General features: G+C 73.0%; 21 protein-coding genes. 9 read left to right on the top strand and 12 right to left on the bottom strand.

Annotated elements, in window-relative coordinates:
- Positions 1 to 56: 56 nt before the first annotated feature.
- A complete protein-coding gene (locus tag ACFPP6_RS22470) occupies positions 57 to 545 on the top strand; it encodes an Lrp/AsnC family transcriptional regulator (RefSeq protein ID WP_382045229.1) in 489 nt (162 codons plus the stop codon).
- Here ACFPP6_RS22470 and ACFPP6_RS22465 read toward each other — a convergent pair.
- A complete protein-coding gene (locus tag ACFPP6_RS22465) occupies positions 542 to 1,141 on the bottom strand; it encodes a TetR/AcrR family transcriptional regulator (RefSeq protein WP_058047400.1) in 600 nt (199 codons plus the stop codon). The two genes, ACFPP6_RS22470 and ACFPP6_RS22465, sit on opposite strands and share 4 nt — an antisense overlap.
- 2 nt (positions 1,142 to 1,143) lie before the next feature.
- Positions 1,144 to 2,664 carry a 3-hydroxyacyl-CoA dehydrogenase gene (locus ACFPP6_RS22460; RefSeq protein ID WP_382045226.1) on the bottom strand — a complete coding sequence of 507 codons (1,521 nt, stop codon included), beginning with the start codon at positions 2,662 to 2,664 and terminating at the stop codon, positions 1,144 to 1,146.
- Positions 2,665 to 2,803: 139 nt separating this feature from the next.
- On the opposite strand from ACFPP6_RS22460, the gene paaN reads away from it, so the two are divergent.
- Complete coding sequence (gene paaN / locus ACFPP6_RS22455; RefSeq protein ID WP_382045224.1) at positions 2,804 to 4,507, top strand: phenylacetic acid degradation protein PaaN; 1,704 nt, start codon at positions 2,804 to 2,806, stop codon at positions 4,505 to 4,507.
- On the opposite strand, the gene ACFPP6_RS22450 is transcribed toward paaN, so the two are convergent.
- From ACFPP6_RS22450 to ACFPP6_RS22440, 3 genes are read right to left on the bottom strand one after another with little or no spacing between them, the layout of a single operon-like run.
- The gene (locus ACFPP6_RS22450; RefSeq protein WP_382045221.1) at positions 4,504 to 5,268 is read right to left on the bottom strand and encodes a TrmH family RNA methyltransferase; all 765 of its coding nucleotides are present in this window, start codon (positions 5,266 to 5,268) and stop codon (positions 4,504 to 4,506) included. The genes paaN and ACFPP6_RS22450 overlap by 4 nt on opposite strands.
- Positions 5,269 to 5,272: 4 nt before the next feature.
- Entirely contained in the window at positions 5,273 to 6,493 is a 1,221-nt protein-coding gene (locus ACFPP6_RS22445) for an HTTM domain-containing protein (protein WP_382045219.1), read from the bottom strand.
- Positions 6,490 to 7,158, bottom strand: coding sequence for a DUF5819 family protein (locus ACFPP6_RS22440; protein WP_382045216.1), 669 nt, complete (start codon positions 7,156 to 7,158; stop codon positions 6,490 to 6,492). Before ACFPP6_RS22440 ends, ACFPP6_RS22445 begins: the two co-directional genes overlap by 4 nt.
- A gap of 184 nt (positions 7,159 to 7,342) precedes the next feature.
- Between ACFPP6_RS22440 and paaA the strand changes: the two genes are divergently transcribed.
- From paaA to ACFPP6_RS22410, 6 genes are all read left to right on the top strand, one after another.
- Positions 7,343 to 8,308 carry a 1,2-phenylacetyl-CoA epoxidase subunit PaaA gene (paaA, locus tag ACFPP6_RS22435; protein ID WP_382045213.1) on the top strand — a complete coding sequence of 322 codons (966 nt, stop codon included), beginning with the start codon at positions 7,343 to 7,345 and terminating at the stop codon, positions 8,306 to 8,308.
- Positions 8,305 to 8,592 (top strand): 1,2-phenylacetyl-CoA epoxidase subunit PaaB, encoded by a 288-nt coding sequence (paaB, locus tag ACFPP6_RS22430; RefSeq protein WP_179081656.1) that lies wholly within the window; start codon positions 8,305 to 8,307, stop codon positions 8,590 to 8,592. Before paaA ends, paaB begins: the two co-directional genes overlap by 4 nt.
- 11 nt (positions 8,593 to 8,603) lie before the next feature.
- Positions 8,604 to 9,329, top strand: coding sequence for a 1,2-phenylacetyl-CoA epoxidase subunit PaaC (gene paaC / locus ACFPP6_RS22425; RefSeq protein WP_382045209.1), 726 nt, complete (start codon positions 8,604 to 8,606; stop codon positions 9,327 to 9,329).
- On the top strand, positions 9,323 to 9,826 hold the full coding sequence (gene paaD, locus ACFPP6_RS22420; protein ID WP_168095386.1) for a 1,2-phenylacetyl-CoA epoxidase subunit PaaD: 504 nt from the start codon (positions 9,323 to 9,325) through the stop codon (positions 9,824 to 9,826). The genes paaC and paaD overlap by 7 nt, the downstream gene beginning before the upstream one ends.
- On the top strand, positions 9,827 to 10,939 hold the full coding sequence (locus ACFPP6_RS22415; protein ID WP_382045205.1) for a 2Fe-2S iron-sulfur cluster-binding protein: 1,113 nt from the start codon (positions 9,827 to 9,829) through the stop codon (positions 10,937 to 10,939).
- A gap of 92 nt (positions 10,940 to 11,031) precedes the next feature.
- Positions 11,032 to 12,171: an acyl-CoA dehydrogenase family protein gene (locus ACFPP6_RS22410; protein ID WP_382045202.1), complete on the top strand. Its 1,140-nt coding sequence runs from the start codon at positions 11,032 to 11,034 to the stop codon at positions 12,169 to 12,171.
- A 10-nt stretch (positions 12,172 to 12,181) separates the two neighbouring features.
- Here the strand turns inward: ACFPP6_RS22410 and ACFPP6_RS22405 are convergent, their stop codons facing one another.
- The 3 genes from ACFPP6_RS22405 to ACFPP6_RS22395 form a co-directional block, all read right to left on the bottom strand.
- Positions 12,182 to 12,529 (bottom strand): rhodanese-like domain-containing protein, encoded by a 348-nt coding sequence (locus ACFPP6_RS22405; RefSeq protein WP_382045199.1) that lies wholly within the window; start codon positions 12,527 to 12,529, stop codon positions 12,182 to 12,184.
- Between the two features lie 10 nt (positions 12,530 to 12,539).
- Positions 12,540 to 13,322, bottom strand: a complete 783-nt coding sequence (locus tag ACFPP6_RS22400) for a J domain-containing protein (protein ID WP_382045196.1) — start codon at positions 13,320 to 13,322, stop codon at positions 12,540 to 12,542.
- A 533-nt stretch (positions 13,323 to 13,855) separates the two neighbouring features.
- Positions 13,856 to 15,265 carry a DUF2252 domain-containing protein gene (locus ACFPP6_RS22395; RefSeq protein WP_382045193.1) on the bottom strand — a complete coding sequence of 470 codons (1,410 nt, stop codon included), beginning with the start codon at positions 15,263 to 15,265 and terminating at the stop codon, positions 13,856 to 13,858.
- Positions 15,266 to 15,478: 213 nt separating this feature from the next.
- Between ACFPP6_RS22395 and ACFPP6_RS22390 the strand changes: the two genes are divergently transcribed.
- A complete protein-coding gene (locus ACFPP6_RS22390; protein WP_382045191.1) occupies positions 15,479 to 15,829 on the top strand; it encodes an antibiotic biosynthesis monooxygenase in 351 nt (116 codons plus the stop codon).
- Here the strand turns inward: ACFPP6_RS22390 and ACFPP6_RS22385 are convergent.
- From ACFPP6_RS22385 to ACFPP6_RS22370, 4 genes are all read right to left on the bottom strand, one after another.
- Entirely contained in the window at positions 15,807 to 16,181 is a 375-nt protein-coding gene (locus ACFPP6_RS22385) for a hypothetical protein (RefSeq protein ID WP_382045188.1), read from the bottom strand. The genes ACFPP6_RS22390 and ACFPP6_RS22385 overlap by 23 nt on opposite strands.
- A gap of 456 nt (positions 16,182 to 16,637) precedes the next feature.
- Entirely contained in the window at positions 16,638 to 17,321 is a 684-nt protein-coding gene (locus ACFPP6_RS22380; RefSeq protein ID WP_382045186.1) for a ScbR family autoregulator-binding transcription factor, read from the bottom strand.
- A gap of 213 nt (positions 17,322 to 17,534) precedes the next feature.
- Positions 17,535 to 18,485, bottom strand: a complete 951-nt coding sequence (gene metF / locus ACFPP6_RS22375; RefSeq protein ID WP_382045182.1) for a methylenetetrahydrofolate reductase [NAD(P)H] — start codon at positions 18,483 to 18,485, stop codon at positions 17,535 to 17,537.
- Positions 18,486 to 18,574: 89 nt separating this feature from the next.
- The coding region (locus tag ACFPP6_RS22370; protein ID WP_382045179.1) for a vitamin B12 dependent-methionine synthase activation domain-containing protein at positions 18,575 to 18,928 on the bottom strand (354 nt) is incomplete at its 5' end.

Below are 18,928 nucleotides of genomic sequence, written 5' to 3'. Positions count from 1 at the left end.
GGTTCTCCACAGCCTGAGATATGGCCAGGACGTCCAAGAGGGGGAGGCGGGACGCCATGCCGGACGAACAGATGGCCTTCACCGGGAGCAGGGCACCGGCGCGGCCGCTGGACGAGATAGACCGCGCCATCCTGCGCATGCTCCAGGCCGACGGCCGCGCGTCGATACGCTCCGTCGCGGAGCGTGTGCACGTCTCGCGCGCCAACGCCTACGCCCGGATCAACCGGCTCATCGACGACGGGGTGATCCGGGGCTTCAGCGCGCGGGTCGACCAGGAGCGGGCGGGGCAGAGCGCGTCGGCGTACATCACGCTGAAGATCGTGCAGAACTCCTGGCGCACTGTCCGCGACAAGCTCCGGGAGCTGCCGGGGGCCGCGCACATCGCCCTGGTCAGCGGGGACTTCGACGTACTCCTGCTGGTGCACACCAAGGACAACCGCGCCCTGCGCGAGCTGGTGCTGACCCGCATCCAGTCCATGGACGAGGTGCTCAGCACCCGCACGCTGCTGATCTTCGAGGAGACGGACCTGGAGGAGAAGGGCTAGTCCCGCCCGGGGGTGCGCAGGCCCGCGAACGCCGTCAGCACCACCGCATCGGCCACTTCTTCGCTGGTCGCCGCCCCGCCGTGGCCGGGGCGGTACCACTCCACCACGGAGTTGATCATTCCGAAGAGCAGCCGGGTGGCCAGCCGTGCGTCCACATCCGCCCGCAGGTCGCCGTCGGCCGCCGCCTGCTTGAGCAGGTCGGCGACGCGGTGGTCGAACTCGCGGCGGCGCTCCATCGCCCAGCGCTCGGTGTCGGTGTTGCCGCGCACGCGCAGCAGCAGCGTCACGTAGGGCAGCTCGGCCATGAGCACCTCGACAGTGCGCCGGGTGACGTACTGCAGGCGGTCGACGGCGCGTCCCCCGGTCGCCCCCGGCTCGTCCAGCACGGCGAAGAGCCCGTCCAGGGCGCGGCTTATCGCGAGCCGGAGCAGCTCTTCCTTGCCCTTCACGTGGTGGTAGATGGAGGACTTGGAGATCCCGGCCGCCTTGGAGAGGTGCTCCATGGACGTGCCGTCGTAGCCCCGCTCGTTGAACACCTCGACGGCGACCGCGAGCAGCGATTCGGGCGTGTAGGTGTCGCGCTTGGCCATGGTCACGATTACAGCACCCGTGCCTCTCGGTCCGCACGGCGCCTCAGGGCCCGCGACGGCGCGTAGCGCTCGCCCGCCCCCTCGTCGTGCAGGTTGTACAGGAAGTTCCACAGCCAGACCGCGCCGAGGCGGTCGGCCCACTCCAGGGGACCGCCCGGATAGTTCACGCCGAGCCGCATGGCCTTGTCGATGTCCTCGGGGGTCGCCACCTCGCGGGCGGCGGCGTCGGCGGCGAGGTCCACGATCATCGCTACGGTCCTGCCGACGATCATGCCGGGTACGTCGTCGATCACGCTTACCTTCTTGCCGAGCGCCTGCAGGAGGCCCGTGGCCTCCCGGACGTCCTCGGGTGCGGCGTCCGCGGACGGGGCCAGGGCGATGCGGGTGGCGGCGCGGTAGTCGAGCGACAGGTCGAAGAAAATGCCGCGCTCTCCCGGAGGCCCTTCCAGGGCGGCGGAGCCGTCGGTCAGGGCCAGGCACGCACCGCCGGGCAGCCTGATGTGGCCCCCGGAGGCCTGTCCGTCCCCCTCCACGGTGACCTCGATGCCCGCCTCCCGGATCATCTCCACCAGGGCGGCGGCGGGCCCCAGGCCGCCCGTGACGCGGACCGCCGCCGGGGCGTCCTGCGGCTCCGCGGTGTGCGGCAGCGGCCGCTGCGCCTCCGCGGAGTGGTCGAACCACCCCCGGCCGCTCTTGCGCCCCAGCAGTCCCGCCTCCACCAGCCGGCGCTGGGCCAGCGACGGCCGGAACTTCGGGTCGTGGAAGAACGACTCGTAGACCGAACGGGTGACGGCTTCGTTCACGTCCTGGCCGATGAGGTCGGTGAGCTCGAAGGGCCCCATCGCGAACCCGCCGCACTCGCGCAGGACGGCGTCGAGGGTGGCGGGGTCGGCGGCGCGCTCCTCGTACAGCCGGAAGGCTTCGGCGTAGAAGGGCCGGGCGATGCGGTTGACGATGAAACCGGGGGCGTCGGCGCAGGTCACCGGGGTCTTGCCCCACGCGGCCACCGTGGCCGCCGCCCGCTCGGCGGCATCCGCGTCCGTGGCGAAGCCCCGGACGACCTCCACCAGCGGCAGCAACGGTGCGGGGTTGAAGAAGTGCAGGCCGACGAAGCGGCCGGGGAGCCTCAGGCCTCCGGCGACGGCGGTCACCGACAGGGACGAGGTGTTGGTGGCCAGCAGGCACGGGTCGGGAACGACCGATTCCAGCTCGGCGAACAGCTTCTGTTTGACGGGCAGTTGCTCGACAATCGCCTCGATGACGAGCGCGGAGTCGGCGAGTTCGGCGAGCCGTGCGGCGGGCCGCAGACGGGCGAGAGCAGCGTCCCGGCCGGCCGCGTCGAGCCTGCCCTTGTCCACCAGGCGGCCCAGCCGGGCGGCGATCGCCCGCGCCGCCTCCTCCGCGCGGCCGGGCGCGGCGTCGTACAGCCGCACGGGGTGGCCCGCGGTCAGGGCGACCTGGGCGATGCCCTGGCCCATGGTGCCGGCGCCGACGACGGCGACGGTGCCGGCCGGGTCGATTGCGGTCATGGCAGTGATCCTCCCCGAAGTGTTTTTCCACAGGATTGCCGGGCCCCCTTGTCCCGACCGATCGTTCGGTTACTGTATCCACCGGGGGTGCGTCTGGTCCCCCGTATCGGAGCCCCGCTCGACAAGGAGTTGGTCAGCCGTGACCGCCGGACTCACCACCGCTCAGTTGACCGAGAAGCACCGCCCCACCCTGGATCAGGCGCTGGATGCCGTCCGCACGCGCGCCTATTGGTCCCCCTTCCCCGAGCACCCGAAGGCGTACGGCGCGGAGGGCGCCGTGCCGGGCAGCCTGAGCGCCGCCGAGGGCCAGGCCGCCTTCGAGGCGCTGCGCGGCTCGCGCTTCGAGCTGGACCAGCCGGGCACGGACGGCTGGGCGGGCGCGGAGGTGTCGCCGTTCGGGATCGAGCTCGGCATCGAGTATCCGCACCCTGCCGTCGAGGAGCTGCTGCCGGCGCTGCGCGCGGCGATGCCGCAGTGGCGCGAGGCGGGGCCGGAGGCGCGGGCCGCGGTATGCCTGGAGATCCTCGCGCGGATCAACGCCCGCTCGCACGAGTTCGCCCACGCCGTGATGCACACCAGCGGCCAGGCCTTCATGATGGCCTTCCAGGCCGGCGGCCCGCACGCCCAGGACCGGGGCCTGGAGGCCGTCGCCTACGCCTATGCGGAGCAGGTCCGCACGCCGGGCTCGGCCCAGTGGTCCAAGCCGCAGGGCAAGCGCGATCCGCTGGAGCTGCGCAAGGAGTTCACGGCCGTCCCGCGCGGCGTCTCCCTGCTCATCGGCTGCAACACCTTCCCCACGTGGAACGGCTTCCCCGGCTTCTTCGCCTCGCTCGCCACGGGCAACGCCGTCCTGGTCAAGCCGCACCCGCGCGCGGTGCTGCCCCTGGCCCTGACCGTGCGCATCGGGCGCGAGGTGCTGCGCGAGGCCGGCTTCTCGCCCGACCTGGTGGCGCTGGCCGCCGAGCGGGACGGCGAGGGCATCGCCAAGGCCCTGGCCGTGCGCCCGGAGATCCGCATCATCGACTACACAGGCTCCACCGCCTTCGGCGACTGGCTGGAGGCCAACGCCCGCCAGGCGCAGGTCTACACGGAGAAGGCCGGCGTCAACACGGTCGTCCTCGACTCCACCGACGACTACAAGGGCCTCCTCGGCAACCTGGCCTTCTCGCTGTCCCTCTACAGCGGCCAGATGTGCACCACCCCGCAGAACTTCCTGATCCCCCGCGAGGGCATCGCCACCGACGCCGGGCACAAGTCCTACGACGAGGTGGTGTCCGATCTGGCCGCCGCGGTCGACGGCCTGCTGGGCGACGACGCCCGGGCGAACGCCCTGCTGGGCGCCATCGTCAACGACCAGGTCAAGGAGCGGATCGACGCCGCCGCGCAGCTGGGCGAAGTCGCCCTCGCCTCCCGCACGGTGACCAACCCCGACTTCCCCGGCGCCACCGTCCGCACCCCGGTGATCGTGAAGCTGGACGGCGCCAAGCCCGACGCCGAAGCGGCCTACTTCTCGGAGTGCTTCGGCCCGGTCTCCTTCGCCGTGGCCGTCGACTCCGCGGCGGACGCCGTGGAGCTGCTGCGCCGCACGGTGCGGGAGAAGGGCGCGATGACCGTCGGCGCGTACACCACGTCGCCCGAGGTCGAGCGGCTGGTGGAGGAGGCCTGCCTGGAGGAGTGCGCCCAGCTCTCGCTCAACCTGACGGGCGGGGTGTTCGTGAACCAGACGGCGGCCTTCTCCGACTTCCACGGCTCCGGCGGCAACCCCGCCGCCAATGCGGCCCTGTGCGACGGCGCGTTCGTCGCGAACCGCTTCCGCACGATCGAGGTGCGCCGCCCGGCCTAGCTCCGGTCCGGGCCCGGGCCTCCCCAGTGGAACAGCGCCATGGCGACGCTCGTGGCGAGGTTGTAGCTGGAGACCTGCGGCCGCATGGGGAGGGCGACCAGCCGGGTCGCCCTCTCGCGCAGCTCGGGCGAGATGCCGTGGCGCTCGGAGCCGAAGGCGATCAGCGCGTCGTCGGGCAGCGTGAGGGAGCGGATGTCGTCGCCCTCCGGGTCCAGGGCGTACAGCGGCCCGGGCGGGAGCTCGGGCAGGGGCAGCCGCTCGACGGCGGTGGCGTAGTGCAGCCCCGCCCCGGCGCGTACGGCGTTGGGGTGCCAGGGGTCCATGTCCCCGGTGGTGACGACGCCCGTGGCGCCGAAACCGGCCGCCAGCCGGATCACGGCGCCCACGTTGCCGAGGTTGCGGGGGTTGTCCAGGACGACGACGGGGGCCTTCCGGGGCGCCCGTGAGAGCGCGTCGAGGTTCGCCCTGCGGGCCGGCCGCACGGCGAGCGCGGCCACGCCGGTGGGGTGGATCCTGGGCACCAGCTCGCGCAGGGCCTTCGCCGGGATCTCCACCAGCCGCTCGGCGAGGTCGGCCGTGAGGTCGTCGGCCAGCGCGGCGGCGAGCTGCAGCGCCGCCGCCTTGTCGGCGGTGACCGCGAGCCGCACGTCCGCGCCGAAGCGCAGGGCGTGCTTCAGGGCGTGGAAGCCGTCGAGCAGTACGGCGTCGGGGGCGTGCTCGCCCCACTGCCGCACGGCGGCAGCGGCTTCGTCCTCGGTCATGCCCTCAGCCTACGAGAGTCCGGTCGGCCGCTTCGTCCCCCTCGCGCTGCGCCGGGACGGGCTGCTCACGGGCCGGCAGCAGCCGGTCGCGGGCCCGGCCGGCGAGGGGGCCCAGGCGGCGCAGGAAGGAGGTGGGGAGGAAGACCGCGTCGGCCACGATCATCGCGAGGGAGAAGAACGGCAGCCCGAGCAGCAGGGCGATGCCGAGGTGCTCCATCATCATCACGGCCAGCAGGACGTTCTTCACCCGCCGGTTGAGCAGGGTGAAGGGGAAGGCGACCTGCACCGCCACGGTGCCGTAGGTGAGCAGCAGCACGAGCAGCCCGCTGCCGGCGAGGGCGTGGGAGAGCTCGGGCCAGGGCGAGAAGTAGTCGAGGTGCAGCGGGTAGTAGAGCGCGGTGCCGTCCTGCCAGCGCGAGCCCTGGATCTTGTACCAGCCGGCCGTGGCGTAGATCAGGCAGACCTCCGCCATGATCACCAGCAGGCCCGCGTTGTGCAGCAGGTTGGCCAGGACGTCCAGGACCGCGCGGGGTTCGGGTGCGTAGCGCCCCGCGAGCCACCACAGCGCCTGGACGAGCCACAGGCCCCACAGCGCGGTGGCCCAGCCCACGCCGGGGAGCGGGCCGTGGTCGGTCCAGGACATCCGGGTTTCGCCGAGGATCTGCGCGGCGGCCAGCGCGAGCCCGCAGGCGGCCCACAGCACGATGCCCGTCACGTCCGCGCGGGCGGGGGCGCCGGCCTGCTTCGCGGCGCGGCGGGCGTCCAGCGACCAGACCCGCCCGCAGCGCGTGAGGATCAGGTAGAGCGCCATCAGGTGGATGACGTTGTCGCCGCCGTCGCCGAGGAAGACGCTGCGGTTCTGCAGCGACAGCACGCCGACCATGGAGAGCACGGTCATGGTGCGGGTGCGCCAGCCCAGGGTCAGCAGGGCGGCGGTCACGACGGCGAAGGCGTAGACGGCCTCGAACCACAGGCCGCCGTCGGACCACAGCAGGGCGGTGAAGGCGTGGTTGTCGGCTGTCAGCCGACGGGCCATCTCCCAGCTCCACGGCCCGTCGGGCCCGTACATCTCGTGCCGGTTCGGCCATTCGCGCAGCAGGAAGACCAGCCACGTGAAGGAGAGGCCGATGCGGATCACGGCCGTCTGGTAGGCGCCGAGGGGGCTGCTCGTGACGCGGTCGGCGGCGCGCGAGATCCGGGCGCCGAGCGGCAGGGTCGTGCTCATCGGTTCTTCGCCTCCGTACGGTCGGCGGCGGTGACCGGCCACCAGCCCAGCACCCGGTAGGCGGGCTTGGCCCCGCCCTTCTCGTCGCTCCAGACCGGCGGCGCGACCAGGGTGGTCACGGCGCGCACCTGGACGCGGCGGAGGCTGCGCCCGTCCTGCTCGGGGCCGAGGCGGCCGACGACGATGCGCCGGATGTACTGCTCGGAGAGCTCGCCGCGCAGCCCGTTGGGCGCTTCCTTGACGTCGTGGGAATTGGTGTAGAAGTCCCAGGCGCGGCGCAGCTCGTTCTGCTGCGTGTGGCTGGGGAGGAGGTTGTGCCGGATGGCGGCGCCGTCCTTCGCGGTCAGGTCGGTCCAGCCGGTCACCGTGGTCCGCCCGTCGGGACCGGCGAGCTCGGCGCGGGCCTGCACCGCCACGTTCTGCTGGAGCGGGTTGGGAGCGAAGAACTTCCAGTTCTGCTCGTACTCCGGATAGATGTAGTCGTCTATCGCCGCCGCGTTCTGCTTGGTGACCGTGTTCGACGGCGCCACGTGCAGGAACACCATCGCCAGGTGCACCCCCGCCGTCACCGCGATCACCGCTGCGCCCGCCGCGACGACGAGGCGCGCGGGCAGGGACAGCCCCGCGAGGGCGCCGGCCCGCTCGTGCCCGTCATCCGACTCCATGCCCCGCCCCGTTCCTGCGTCCCGCCTGTGCTGTGCACCCGAACGGTACCCAGGTCGTCCGGCGGGGCACAGCGGCCGGGGGTTATCCACAGGCTTGACACCCCTGGGCGGCCGCACCACCATTGAACCGAACGATCGGTCGGTCGGGCCGGTCGCATGCGGGCGGAGAGGCAGGGGGCATGCCATGACGACGATGGCGCCGGACACAGGAGCCCGGGACACCGCGGCCTACGAGGCGGCCTTCGACGCCGCCGTCGCGGCCGACGAGCGCATCGAGCCGCGGGACTGGATGCCCGACGCCTACCGCGCCACCCTCGTCCGCCAGATAGCGCAGCACGCGCACTCCGAGATCATCGGCATGCAGCCCGAGGCCAACTGGATCACCCGCGCGCCCTCGCTGCGCCGCAAGGCGATCCTCATGGCCAAGGTGCAGGACGAGGCCGGCCACGGCCTCTACCTCTACAGCGCCGCCGAAACCCTGGGCACCGGCCGCGACGAGCTGCTCGACAAGCTCCACTCGGGCCGCCAGAAGTACTCCTCGATCTTCAACTACCCCACCCTGACCTGGGCCGACGTGGGCGCCATCGGCTGGCTCGTCGACGGCGCCGCCATCACCAACCAGGTCCCGCTGTGCCGCTGCTCCTACGGGCCCTACGCCCGCGCCATGGTCCGCATCTGCAAGGAGGAGTCCTTCCACCAGCGCCAGGGCTACGAACTGCTGCTCGCCCTGAGCCGCGGCACCGAGGCCCAGCACGCCATGGCGCAGGACGCCGTGGACCGCTGGTGGTGGCCCTCGCTGATGATGTTCGGCCCGCCCGACGCCGAGTCCTCCCATTCGGCCCAGTCCATGGCCTGGAAGATCAAGCGGCACTCCAACGACGAGCTGCGCCAGCGGTTCGTGGACATCTGCGTCCCCCAGGCCGACTCCCTCGGCCTGACCCTCCCCGACCCCGACCTCCGGTGGAACGAGGAGCGCGGGCACCACGACTTCGGCCCCATCGACTGGACGGAGTTCCAGGAGGTGCTCCGCGGCAACGGCCCCTGCAACGACCAGCGGATCAACCAGCGCCGGCGGGCCCATGAAGAGGGCGCATGGGTGCGCGAGGCAGCCGCCGCATACGCGGCCAAGCACGGAAAGGCGACGGCATGACGAACGCTGACTGGCCGCTGTGGGAGGTCTTCGTGCGCAGCAGGCGCGGCCTCGCCCACACCCACGCGGGCAGCCTCCACGCCCCCGACGCGGAGATGGCCCTGCGCAACGCCCGCGACCTCTACACCCGGCGCTCCGAGGGGGTCTCGATCTGGGTGGTGCCCTCCACCGCGGTCACCGCCTCCTCCCCCGACGAGAAGGACCCCTTCTTCGAGCCCGCGGCCGACAAGCCCTACCGCCACCCGACCTTCTACGAGATCCCGGAAGGGGTGCGGCACCTGTGAACGGCGAGCCCGTGACCGCTGTGGAGGCCCCCCTGGCCGCGGCCGCGCTGGCCCTCGGGGACGACGCCCTGGTGCTCTCCCACCGGCTGGGGGAGTGGGCCGGGCACGCCCCGGTCCTCGAGGAGGAGGTCGCCCTCGCCAACATCGCCCTCGACCTGCTCGGCCAGGCCCGCACCCTGCTCTCCCTCGTCGGCGACGAGGACGAGCTGGCCTACCTGCGGGAAGAACGCGCCTTCCGCAACGCCCAGCTGGTCGAGCAGCCCAACGGCGACTTCGCCCGCACCATCGCCCGCCAGCTGTACTTCTCCACCTACCAGCACCTGCTGTACGAGCAGCTGGCCACGGCCGGCGGGCCGGTCGCACCCCTGGCCGGCAAGGCCGTCAAGGAGGTCGCCTACCACCGCGACCACGCCGAGCACTGGACGCTGCGGCTCGGCGACGGCACGGAGGAGAGCCGCACCCGCATGCAGCGCGGGCTGGACGCCCTCTGGAGGTATACGGGCGAGCTCTTCGAGCCCGTCGAGGGGCTGCCGGTCGACTGGAGCGCCCTGCGCGAGGCCTGGCTGTCCGCGGTGACCGGCGTCGTCGAGCGCGCCACGCTCACCCCGCCCTCCGGCCCGCAGAGCGGTGCGTGGACGGCCGGCGCGGGCCGGCAGGGCATCCACACCGAGCCGTTCGGGCGGATGCTCGCGGAGATGCAGCATCTGCACCGCAGCCACCCGGGGGCGTCATGGTGACCGCACCCACCGCCCTGGAGGAGCGGCTGCGCGCCCTGGCCGGAGCCGTCCCCGACCCCGAGCTGCCCGTGCTCACCCTGGCCGAGCTGGGCGTGCTGCGCGACCTGCACGTCACCGGCCCCGGCCGGGTCGAGGTCGAGCTCACCCCCACCTACACCGGCTGCCCCGCGATCGAGGCCATGTCCGCGGACATCGAGCGCGTGCTGCACGAGCACGGCCAGGCCGAGGTGTCCGTCCGCACCGTGCTCTCCCCCGCCTGGTCCACGGACGACATCACGGCCGAAGGGCGCCGCAAGCTCGCCGAGTTCGGCATAGCGCCGCCCCGGCCCACGGGCCCCGGCGCCGGCGGGCCCGTCATGGTGGGCCTGGGCATCCGGTGCCCGCACTGCGGCTCCACCGAGACCACGCTGCTCAGCCGCTTCTCGTCCACCGCCTGCAAGGCCCTGCGCCGCTGCGAGGCGTGCCGGGAGCCGTTCGACCACTTCAAGGAGCTGTAGATGGCAGCGGCCCGCCACGGCGCCTTCCACCCCCTGCGAGTGGCCTCCGTCGACCCCCTCACCGACGACTCGGTGGCCGTCGCCTTCGCCGTGCCCCCCGAGCTGCGGGAGACCTACCGCTACGCCCCCGGCCAGCACATCGCCGTCCGCCGCCCCACCCGCGACGGCGGCGAGATACGCCGCACGTATTCGCTGTGCGCCCCCGCGCCCGCCCCCGGGGCGCCGGGCCCCGCGGAGCTGAGGGTGGGCGTGCGGCTGGTCGACGGCGGCGAGTTCTCGACGTACGCCTTCAAGGAGCTGGCCGCCGGGGACACCGTGGAGGTGATGGCACCGGCCGGGCGGTTCGTGCTGGAGCCGCGCGCCGGGCACTTCGCGGCGATCGTGGGCGGCAGCGGGATCACCCCCGTGCTGTCCATCGCCTCGACCCTGCTGGCGAGGGTGCCCGAGGCCCGGTTCTGCCTCATACGCAGCGACCGGACCGCCGCCTCCACGATGTTCCTGGAGGAGGTCGCCGACCTCAAGGACCGCTTCCCCGACCGCTTCCAGCTGGTGCACGCGCTCTCCCGCGAGGAGCAGCAGGCCGGGCTGCCGTCCGGGCGGCTGGACGAGGAGCGGCTGGCCCGGCTGCTGCCCGCGCTGGTGCCGGTGGAGGAGATCGCCGGCTGGTTCCTGTGCGGGCCCTTCGGCCTGGTGCGGGGTGCCGAGCGGGCGCTGCGCGGCCTCGGGGTCGGACGGGACCGCATCCACCAGGAGATCTTCCACGTGGAGTCCGGGGCGGCCGAGGAGTCCGGGGCCGCCGTGGAGTCCGGCCGGGCCGCTCCCGCCGGCTCGCCCGTGCACAGCACGGTGACCGCGAAGCTCGACGGGCGCGGCGGCAGCTGGCCCGTGCGGGAAGGGGAGACGCTGCTGGAGGCGGTCCTGCGGAACCGGCCGGATGCGCCCTACGCCTGCAAGGGCGGGGTGTGCGGGACGTGCCGGGCGTTCCTGGTCAGCGGCGAGGTGCGGATGGACCGGAACTTCGCACTGGAGCCGGAAGAGATCGAGAGCGGCCATGTCCTGGCCTGCCAGTCGCATCCGCTGACGGAAGAGGTGGAGCTCGACTTCGACCGCTGAGCGTTCCCATTTGCCGCCGCCCGCCTTAAATTGACGGACCGTCAGGTTTCAGGTCCGGCGAGCCGGACACCAGGCGCGGGAGGACGGCGGCAGTGGACTTCACCTTCACCGAGGAACAGCAGGCGGCCCGGGAAGCGGCGCAGGCCGTCCTCTCCAGGGTCTCCCCCGACGGCGTACCCAGCCCGGTCCTCTCCCGGGGCCCGGTCGCGGAGGACTTCGACCGCGCGCTGTGGCGCCGGCTGGCCGCCGCCGATCTGCTGAGCCTGACCGTCGCCGGGGAGCACGGCGGGGCGGGGCTCGGGCCGATCGCCCTGTGCCTGGTGCTGCGCGAGGTGGGGCAGGTGCTCGCCCGGGTGCCGCTGCTGGAATCCGGGGCGACGGCGCTCGCGCTCAGCACGCACGGTGGCCCGGCCGGGGCGGCGGTCCTGCCCGCGCTCGGACGGGGCGAGCTGGTCGCCACGGTCGCCTCCAGCGGGCGCACGGGGCACGACGCGGCCGAACTCGCGGTCGGTGCACGGCCGGCGGCCGGGGCGGGCTGGGTGCTCGACGGCGTCCAGACTGCCGTGCCGTGGGCGCCGTCCGCCGACCTGCTGGTCATTCCGGCGCAGATCGCGGACGGGCGCTCCGTGCTCGGGCTCGTCCCTCGCGATCACCCGGGGGTGGGCCTGGCCGGGCAGGTGTCCACCAACGGCGAGCGGTACGCCGAGGTGCGGCTCGACTCCGTACGACTCGGCGCCCCGCAGGTCGTCACCGCCGAAGGGGCCTGGGATCGGCTGCGCGAGCTGCTCATCGTCGGGACGTGCGCGCTCGCGCTCGGCGTGGGGACGGCGGTGTGCCGGATGACCAGTGCGTACACGGGGAAGCGGGAGCAGTTCGGCTTCCCGCTGGCCACGTTCCAGGCGGTGGCCGTCCAGGCCGCGGACCGCTACATCGACCTGCGGGCGATGGAGGCCACGCTCTGGCAGGCCGCCTGGCGGCTGGAATCCGGGGCGGGCGGACCGCTGCCGGCCGCCGCCGACCTCGCCGTCGCCAAGGTGTGGGCCTCGGAAGGAGTGCGCCGCGCGGTGCAGACCGCGCAGCACCTGCACGGCGGCTTCGGCGCCGACACCGAATACGCCCTGCACCGCTACCACGCCTGGGCCAAACAGCTGGAGCTGTCCCTCGGCCCCGCCGCGGCCCACGAGGAGGCGCTGGGCGACCTGCTGGCCGCCCATGCGCCTGACGGCTACTAGACCGGGGCTGCTAGATCACGGTGCCGGGGGAGCCGTTGCCGTCCACGACCGGGCGGCCCGCGGCCTCCCAGTGCTGCATGCCGCCCGCGACGTTCACCGCGTCCATGCCCTGCTGCACCAGATAGGCGGTGACCTGCGCGGACCGGCCGCCGGAACGGCAGATGACGTTGATCCGGGCGCCGTCGGGCGCCTTCTCCGTCAGCTCGCCGAAGCGGGCCACGAAGTCGCTCATCGGAATGTGCAGCGCGCCCTCCGCGTGGCCCGCCGCCCACTCGTCGGCCTCGCGGACGTCCAGCAGGAAGTCCTCGGGCGAAAGGGCGTCGACGCCGACCGCGGGAATACCGGAACCAAAGCTCATGCCCACGACGCTACCCGACCAGCTCCCGCAGATGCGCCTCGCGCTCCGCGACCTGGGCGCGCAGGCCCTCGGCGATCTCCTCCAGCAGACCGTCCGGGTCCTCCGGCGCCATCCGCAGCATCGAGCCGATCGCCGAACCCTCCAGCTCGGCCGCCAGCTCCGACAGCATCTCCTTGCGCCGCGCCAGCCACTCCAGGCGGGCGTAGAGCTCCTCCGCGACGTCCAGCGGGCGCGGCTCCGGCGGCGGGCCCGCGGCCCACTCCGCCGCCAGCTCCCGCAGCAGGGCCTCGTCGCCGTCCGCGTACGCGGCGTTGACCCGCACGATGAACGCCTCGCGGCGCAGCCGCTCGGCCTCGTCCCGCGCCAGGTCCGGGTGCGCCTCGCGGACCAGCTCCCGGAAGGCCTTGCGGGCCTCGTCGCTCGGGCGCACCCGGCGCGGCGGGCGGACCGGCTTCTCCGTGAGCATCGCCTGCGCCTCCGGGGAGAGGCCCTCCGAGTCCAGCCAGCCGTCGAAGAGCTGCTCCACGCCGGGCAGCGGCTGCACCAGCGCCCGGGCCTCGCGGGCCCGGCGCAGGTCCTCGGCGTCGCCGCTGCGGGCGGCCACGGCCTCGGCGATCTGCGCCTCCAGCTCGTCGAGCCGGGCGTAGACCGGGCCGAGGCGCTGGTGGTGCAGGCGGGAGAAGTTCTCCACCTCCACCCGGAACGTCTCCACGGCGATCTCGAACTCGATCAGCGCCGTCTCGGCCGTGCGGACGGCCTTTTCCAGGCGGGAAGTGTCTGCTGCCGGATTCATCACCCGACCAGCGTAGTTCCCTCCCGGAGGGTTCCCCGGATACCTCGTCCCGCGCCGGGCGCTCGCCCTTGTCGCGGGGCGACGGGGGTTTTGCCGGCGGCCCCGCCATGGGCAGGCAATCAGGCACCGCGGAGTCCGGGTGCCCGGCCGGCAGCAGGCCGTCCGGCACCGCCGGGATGCGCCGTCTCGGCTGCTCGCCGTTGCGGTGGGGGCTTTTCCTGCAGGCCGCCGCCACAAGCGCCACAGGCAGGTGAACACCACGTCGGGACCGCCAGTGCCCGGCCGGCAGCAGGCCGTCCGGCACCGCCGGGATGCGCCGTCTCGGCTGCTCGCCGTTGCGGCGGGGGGTTGCCGGCGGCCCCCGCCACAGCCGCCACAGGCGGGCGACCATCGCGGTCGGAGTTTTGCCTGCGGCACCCGTCATGAGCGCCACGCGCGGGTCAACACCGCGGTCGGAGTTTTTGGCTGCGGGCCCCGCCAATCGCCGCAGGTGGGCAAACGACGGCGGGGCCGGGAAGGGGGCTTGTTGCCGGCTAGACGCCTGTCTCGGCGGCCAGGCGGCCCGTGCGGATCGCCCTTGTCAAGGTTTCGTGGTCTGCTTCCATTTGGTTTGCGTAGGTGTGGGCGAAGCCGGCCACGGCTTCGTCCAGGGCCGGGGACTTGCCGCAGTAGGCCGCTATCAGGCGGGGGTCCGCGGTGTGGGAGTGGGCGCGGGCCAGGAGGGCGCCGGTGAGGCGGGCGTAGTCGTCCAGTTCGTCGGGGGTGAGGGCCGCCGGGTCGACGCTGCCCTTGCGGTTGCGGAACTGCCGCACCTGGTACGGCCGGCCCTCGGCCGTCGCCCAGCCCAGCAGCACGTCGCTGACGACCTGCATCCGCTTCTGGCCGAGCACAACGCGCCGCCCCTCGTGCCCGTCCGGCGGCAGCGCGAAGCCGGCCTTCTCCGCGTACGGCAGCAGGACCGAGGGCCGGGCCTCCTTCACCTGGAGCACGAGCGGCTCGCCGCGGTGGTCCAGGAGCAGCACCACGTACGAGCGCAGCCCCACGCTTCCGGTGCCGACGATGCGGAAGGCCACGTCCTGCACCTCGTACCGGGCCGTCAGCGGCAGCAGGTCCTCCGGGAGGGTGCCGAGGTAGCCGCCGAGGGCGAGGGCGACCGCCGCCGCCTCCCCGTCCGGCAGCCGGCGCAGCACGGGCGGGGCGTCCACGAAGCGCCGCCCGTCGTCGGTCTTCTCCGTGGCCTTGGCCGCGAAGCGGGCGCTTGTGTTCCGCCGGGCCTTCTCCGCGACCCGCTCCAGCGTGCCGACCAGCTCGCGGGCGTCCGCGTGGGAGACGAGCCGCTCGTCGGCGATGGCGTTCCACGCCTCCGCCACCGGCATCCGGGCCAGCAGCCGCATCGTGTGCCGGTAGGAGCCGGCGGCGTCCCGCGCCGCCGCCCGGCAGGTCGGCTCGTCCGCGCCCGCCTCCCGCCCGGCCAGCACCAGCGACGCGGCCAGCCGCTTCACGTCCCACTCCCACGGCCCGTGCAGGGTCTCGTCGAAGTCGTTGAGGTCGATGACGAGTTCGCCGCGCGCGTCCCCGTAGAGCCCGAAGTTGGCGGCGTGGGCGTCTCCGCAGATCTGGGCGCCGACCCCGGTCACCGCCGAGTCCATCAGGTCGTGGCCCATCAGCCCTGCGGACCCGCGCAGGAAGGCGAAGGGGGACGCGGCCATCCGGCCGACCCGTATCGGCGTGAGCTCCGGCAGCCGCCCCGCGTTCGACGCCTCCACCACGGCGACCGCGTCCGGCCGGCCCGGCCCGGCGGTCCACTCCGCGTGCGCGGCCCGCGGCACCCGCTCCCGCAGCGCCTTCCCCTCGGCCTTCGGCGACCCGCCCGCCGCCTTCGGACGCGCGAACCCCGGCACGTACGGCAGTCGCGACATCGCGCCCCACCTCCCCCTTCGCATGAACCGATCCGGCGGCCCTTCCGGCTGCCGGAAGGGCCGCCCAGAAGCTACCCAAGGAGAGGCCCGGAAGGCCCCCCGCCCCCGCCCCGCACACCACGTGGCCGGATCGTTGCCGTACGCCGCCGCGCCCCCTTGACCTCAAGCAAAGTCGAGGTTCGATGATGCGATCACGAGCCTCACACCGGCCACGCGGGGGAGAGAGCGAGGGAACGCATGACCAAGGAATCCGGCTTCTACTCGATCATCGACTACACCGTCGACGGGCCCGAGACGCAGCACGCCCTCCTGAAGGCGTTCACCGAGATCCAGAAGACCTGGGTGCGCTTCTACCCCGGATACCGCTCGGCCCGGTTCCACCTCAGCACGGACGGCACGCGCGTCGTGAACCTCGTCCACTGGGCCACCGAGGCCGACTACCGCAACTTCGTGGAGAACTCCGACACCGACGGCCGCATGGCCGCCATCCGGCAGGCCCTGGAGGGCCTGCCCGGCAAGGCCGAGATCAACATGCCCGGGGCGCCGACCTACCTCGCCTACGAAGTCACGCCCGGGCCGCGCCCGTAGCGGCGCCTCCCGCGGCACCTCCCACGGCACCTCCCACGGCACCTTCCAACGACCGCTTGACCGTTCGCAGCGCAGCCGACACGGCCGCGGGAGGCACGGACCCCGCCCCCGCGGCCTCCCGAGTCTCGCGGGCACCGCGGGCCTCCCGCGCCGTGGCATAGCCCAGCACCTGGGCTATGCCGAGGGCGCGCAACGCCTCGTCGCCGCCCACGGTTCCGGGCTCCCCCAGCATCTGCCGCGCGGTGGACTCCAGCAGCACCCCGGCGACCGCGGCCAACGCCGATGGCGGCAGGGCCTCTTCGAGCATCGCGGCGACGGACACCTTCTCCTGCACGGCAGTTGCGGACGGCACGGCAGTTGCGGACGGAGCAGCAGTTACGGACGGAGCAGCAGACACGGACGGCACAGCAGGCGTCTCACGCCAGGACCTCAGCGAGCCGTAACGGGCCAGGCCGTCATGCAGGGCGGCCGCGAAATCGGACCCCAGACCGGGCCCCGTCATCTCTTCCTTCGACGCTCGCACCGGCGCCTCCTCGAAGCCACGGGCACCGCAGCGGGCGCCCTCGCGGATGAGCGACAGGGCACACGCGGAACACCCCCGACGCATGGCCCGAACGTAGCAAACCGACCAGTTTGTATGTCAAGGTCGTACGGGGTAGTTCGTCACGCTATGCGATCGGGTTCGATCACCACTCCAGGCCTCCTCCAGACCCCTTCCAGACCCCTTCCAGACCCCTTCCAGAGCCGCTCCAGAGCCCCTCCAGGGCCTCTCCAACACCCTTCCAGCGGGGCCCGGTTCCGCCCGGGGTCAGGACGCAGCCGACTCCACCGGCCGAGGCACCGCCGGGGTCGCGTACGCGTCGCCGTACCCCGCCGTCACGTCCGACCCCGCCGGGTCCAGGCGGCCGACCATGTGCGAGGCGGCGAGCCGGGGCATCAGCAGCCGCCAGAAGGCCGTGACCGCCTCCCGGGACAGCCACTCCTGATCGCCCCGGCCGAGCACCTCCAGCCCCGTCGTCGACGCCGTGATGACCGTGGCCGCGTCCTGCGGCGCCACCCCTTCGGCGAGCGCCCCCTCACTGCCCGCCCGCACCAGCTGCCGGCACACGAAGTCCTGCCACTGGCGGCGCAGGTCGGGCCTCTTCGCATCGGCGACGTCGCAGCTCAGGCGGAATCCGGCGCGGACGACGAGGTCGCTGCGGAGGCGGCTCACCATCGCGTGGGAGGCGTCCGCGAGCACCTGCAGGGCCGGCTCGTCGCTGCTGTCCGCGCAGCGCGTGATGGTGAGGAGGGCCTCGCGCGCCTCGGACTCGACGGCCGCGGCCAGCGACTCCTTGTCCTCGAAGTGGAAGTGGAACGCGCCGGTGCTGACCCCGGCCCTGGCACTGATCCCCGAGACCCGCGAACTCGCGTACCCGTACTCGTCGAACGCGGCGGCGGCGGAGTGGATCAGTGCGCGGCGGGTGCGTTCTGCTCGCTCTTGCTTCCTCATGGACGACTCCCGCGACGAACTCGAACCCCGGCGCCCCGACGCGGGGAGGTGGGAAGTGGACGGGGACATGTCACCCGTATTCAGCGTGTGAGAAGTGTAGCAAAACAAAACCAACTAGATGGTTTTCATTACCCACCCTTTTCCGACTCTTGGTGCCGTGCCGGAAAGACCGGCCGGCCATGAAGGCCGGCCGGTCCGGGAAAGGAAATCGCCTCAGGCCGCTACCGCTTGCCGCCCCGAGCCCGAGCCCGAGCCCGAGCCCAATCCCAAGCCCAGGTTCTGATGGATCTCCAGCGTCGCAGTGGACCGGTTGAGGGTGATGTAGTGCAGCCCCGGCGCCCCCTCGTCGAGGAGCCTGCGAGCCATGTCCGTCGCGTAGTCCACGCCTATGCGGTGCGCGACCTTCGGGCGGTCCGCGGCCCGGGTGAGGCGGTCGGCCAGGTCCTGGGGGAAGGCCGCGTTGCTGAGCTCGGCGAACCGGCGGATCTGCCGCGCGTGCGTGGCCGGCATGATCGCCGGGATGATGGGGACGGTGCAGCCGGCCGCGGCGACGCGGTCCCGCAGCCGCAGGTAGTCCTCGACGTGGAAGAACATCTGCGTGATGGCGTAGTCGGCGCCGGCCCGGCACTTGGCCACGAAGTGGCGGATGTCGTCGTCCCAGTCCGCCGACCGGGGGTGGCGCTCGGGGAACGCGGCCACGCCGACCGTGAAGCTGCCAGAGTCCTTGATGAGCTCGACCAGTTCCCGGGCGTGGGAGAAGCCTTCGGGGTGGCGCCGCCACTCCCCCTGCGGGTCGCCCGGAGGGTCCCCGCGCAGGGCGAGGATGTCGCTGATGCCGACGGCGGCGTACTGCCCGATGATGTGGCGCAGCTGGGCGACGGAGTGGTCGACCGCGGTCAGGTGGGCGACCGGCCGGAGCGTGGTCTCGGAGGCGATGCGCTCGGTGGCGGCCACGGTGCGGTCGCGCGAGGACCCGCCCGCCCCGTAGGTCACCGACACGAACGTCGGGGCCACCGCCTCGATGCGGCGGACGGCGTCCCACAGAGTCTGTTCGCCGTCCGCCGTCTTCGGCGGGAAGAATTCGAAGGAGTACGAGCGCGAGCGTCCGCCGCTCGCGAGTACCTCGCGCAGAGTGCTTCGGGACCGTGTGGCCTCCGCGTCCATGCTCTTCCTTTCCTCACAGGGGATACGCCTCCGCACAGGGGGTACGCCGATGCGCGGCCGCTCGGCACACGGTTCGGCACACCGTGGAGTCAGCGCGCGTTGAAGTACGTGGCGTCGGGGTGGTGGATGACGATGGCGTCGGTGGACTGTTCGGGGTGGAGCTGGAATTCCTCGGAGAGGTGGACGCCGATCCGTTCCGGCTGGAGGAGGTCGGCGATCTTGGCGCGGTCTTCGAGGTTGGGGCAGGCTCCGTAGCCGAGGGAGAAGCGGGCGCCGCGGTATTTGAGGGCGAACACGTCGTCCAAAAAAGATGCAGCTTCGACGTCGTCGGGGTCTTCGCCGGCGAAGCCGAGTTCGGCGCGGACGCGGGCGTGCCAGTACTCGGCGAGGGCTTCGGCGAGCTGGACGGACAGGCCGTGGAGTTCGAGGTAGTCGCGGTAGGC

Origin of the sequence: Streptomyces aureoversilis (genome assembly GCF_042657885.1) — a bacterium.
GTDB lineage: Bacteria > Actinomycetota > Actinomycetes > Streptomycetales > Streptomycetaceae > Streptomyces > Streptomyces aureoversilis.
This window is presented reverse-complemented; position numbering and strand designations above follow the sequence as displayed.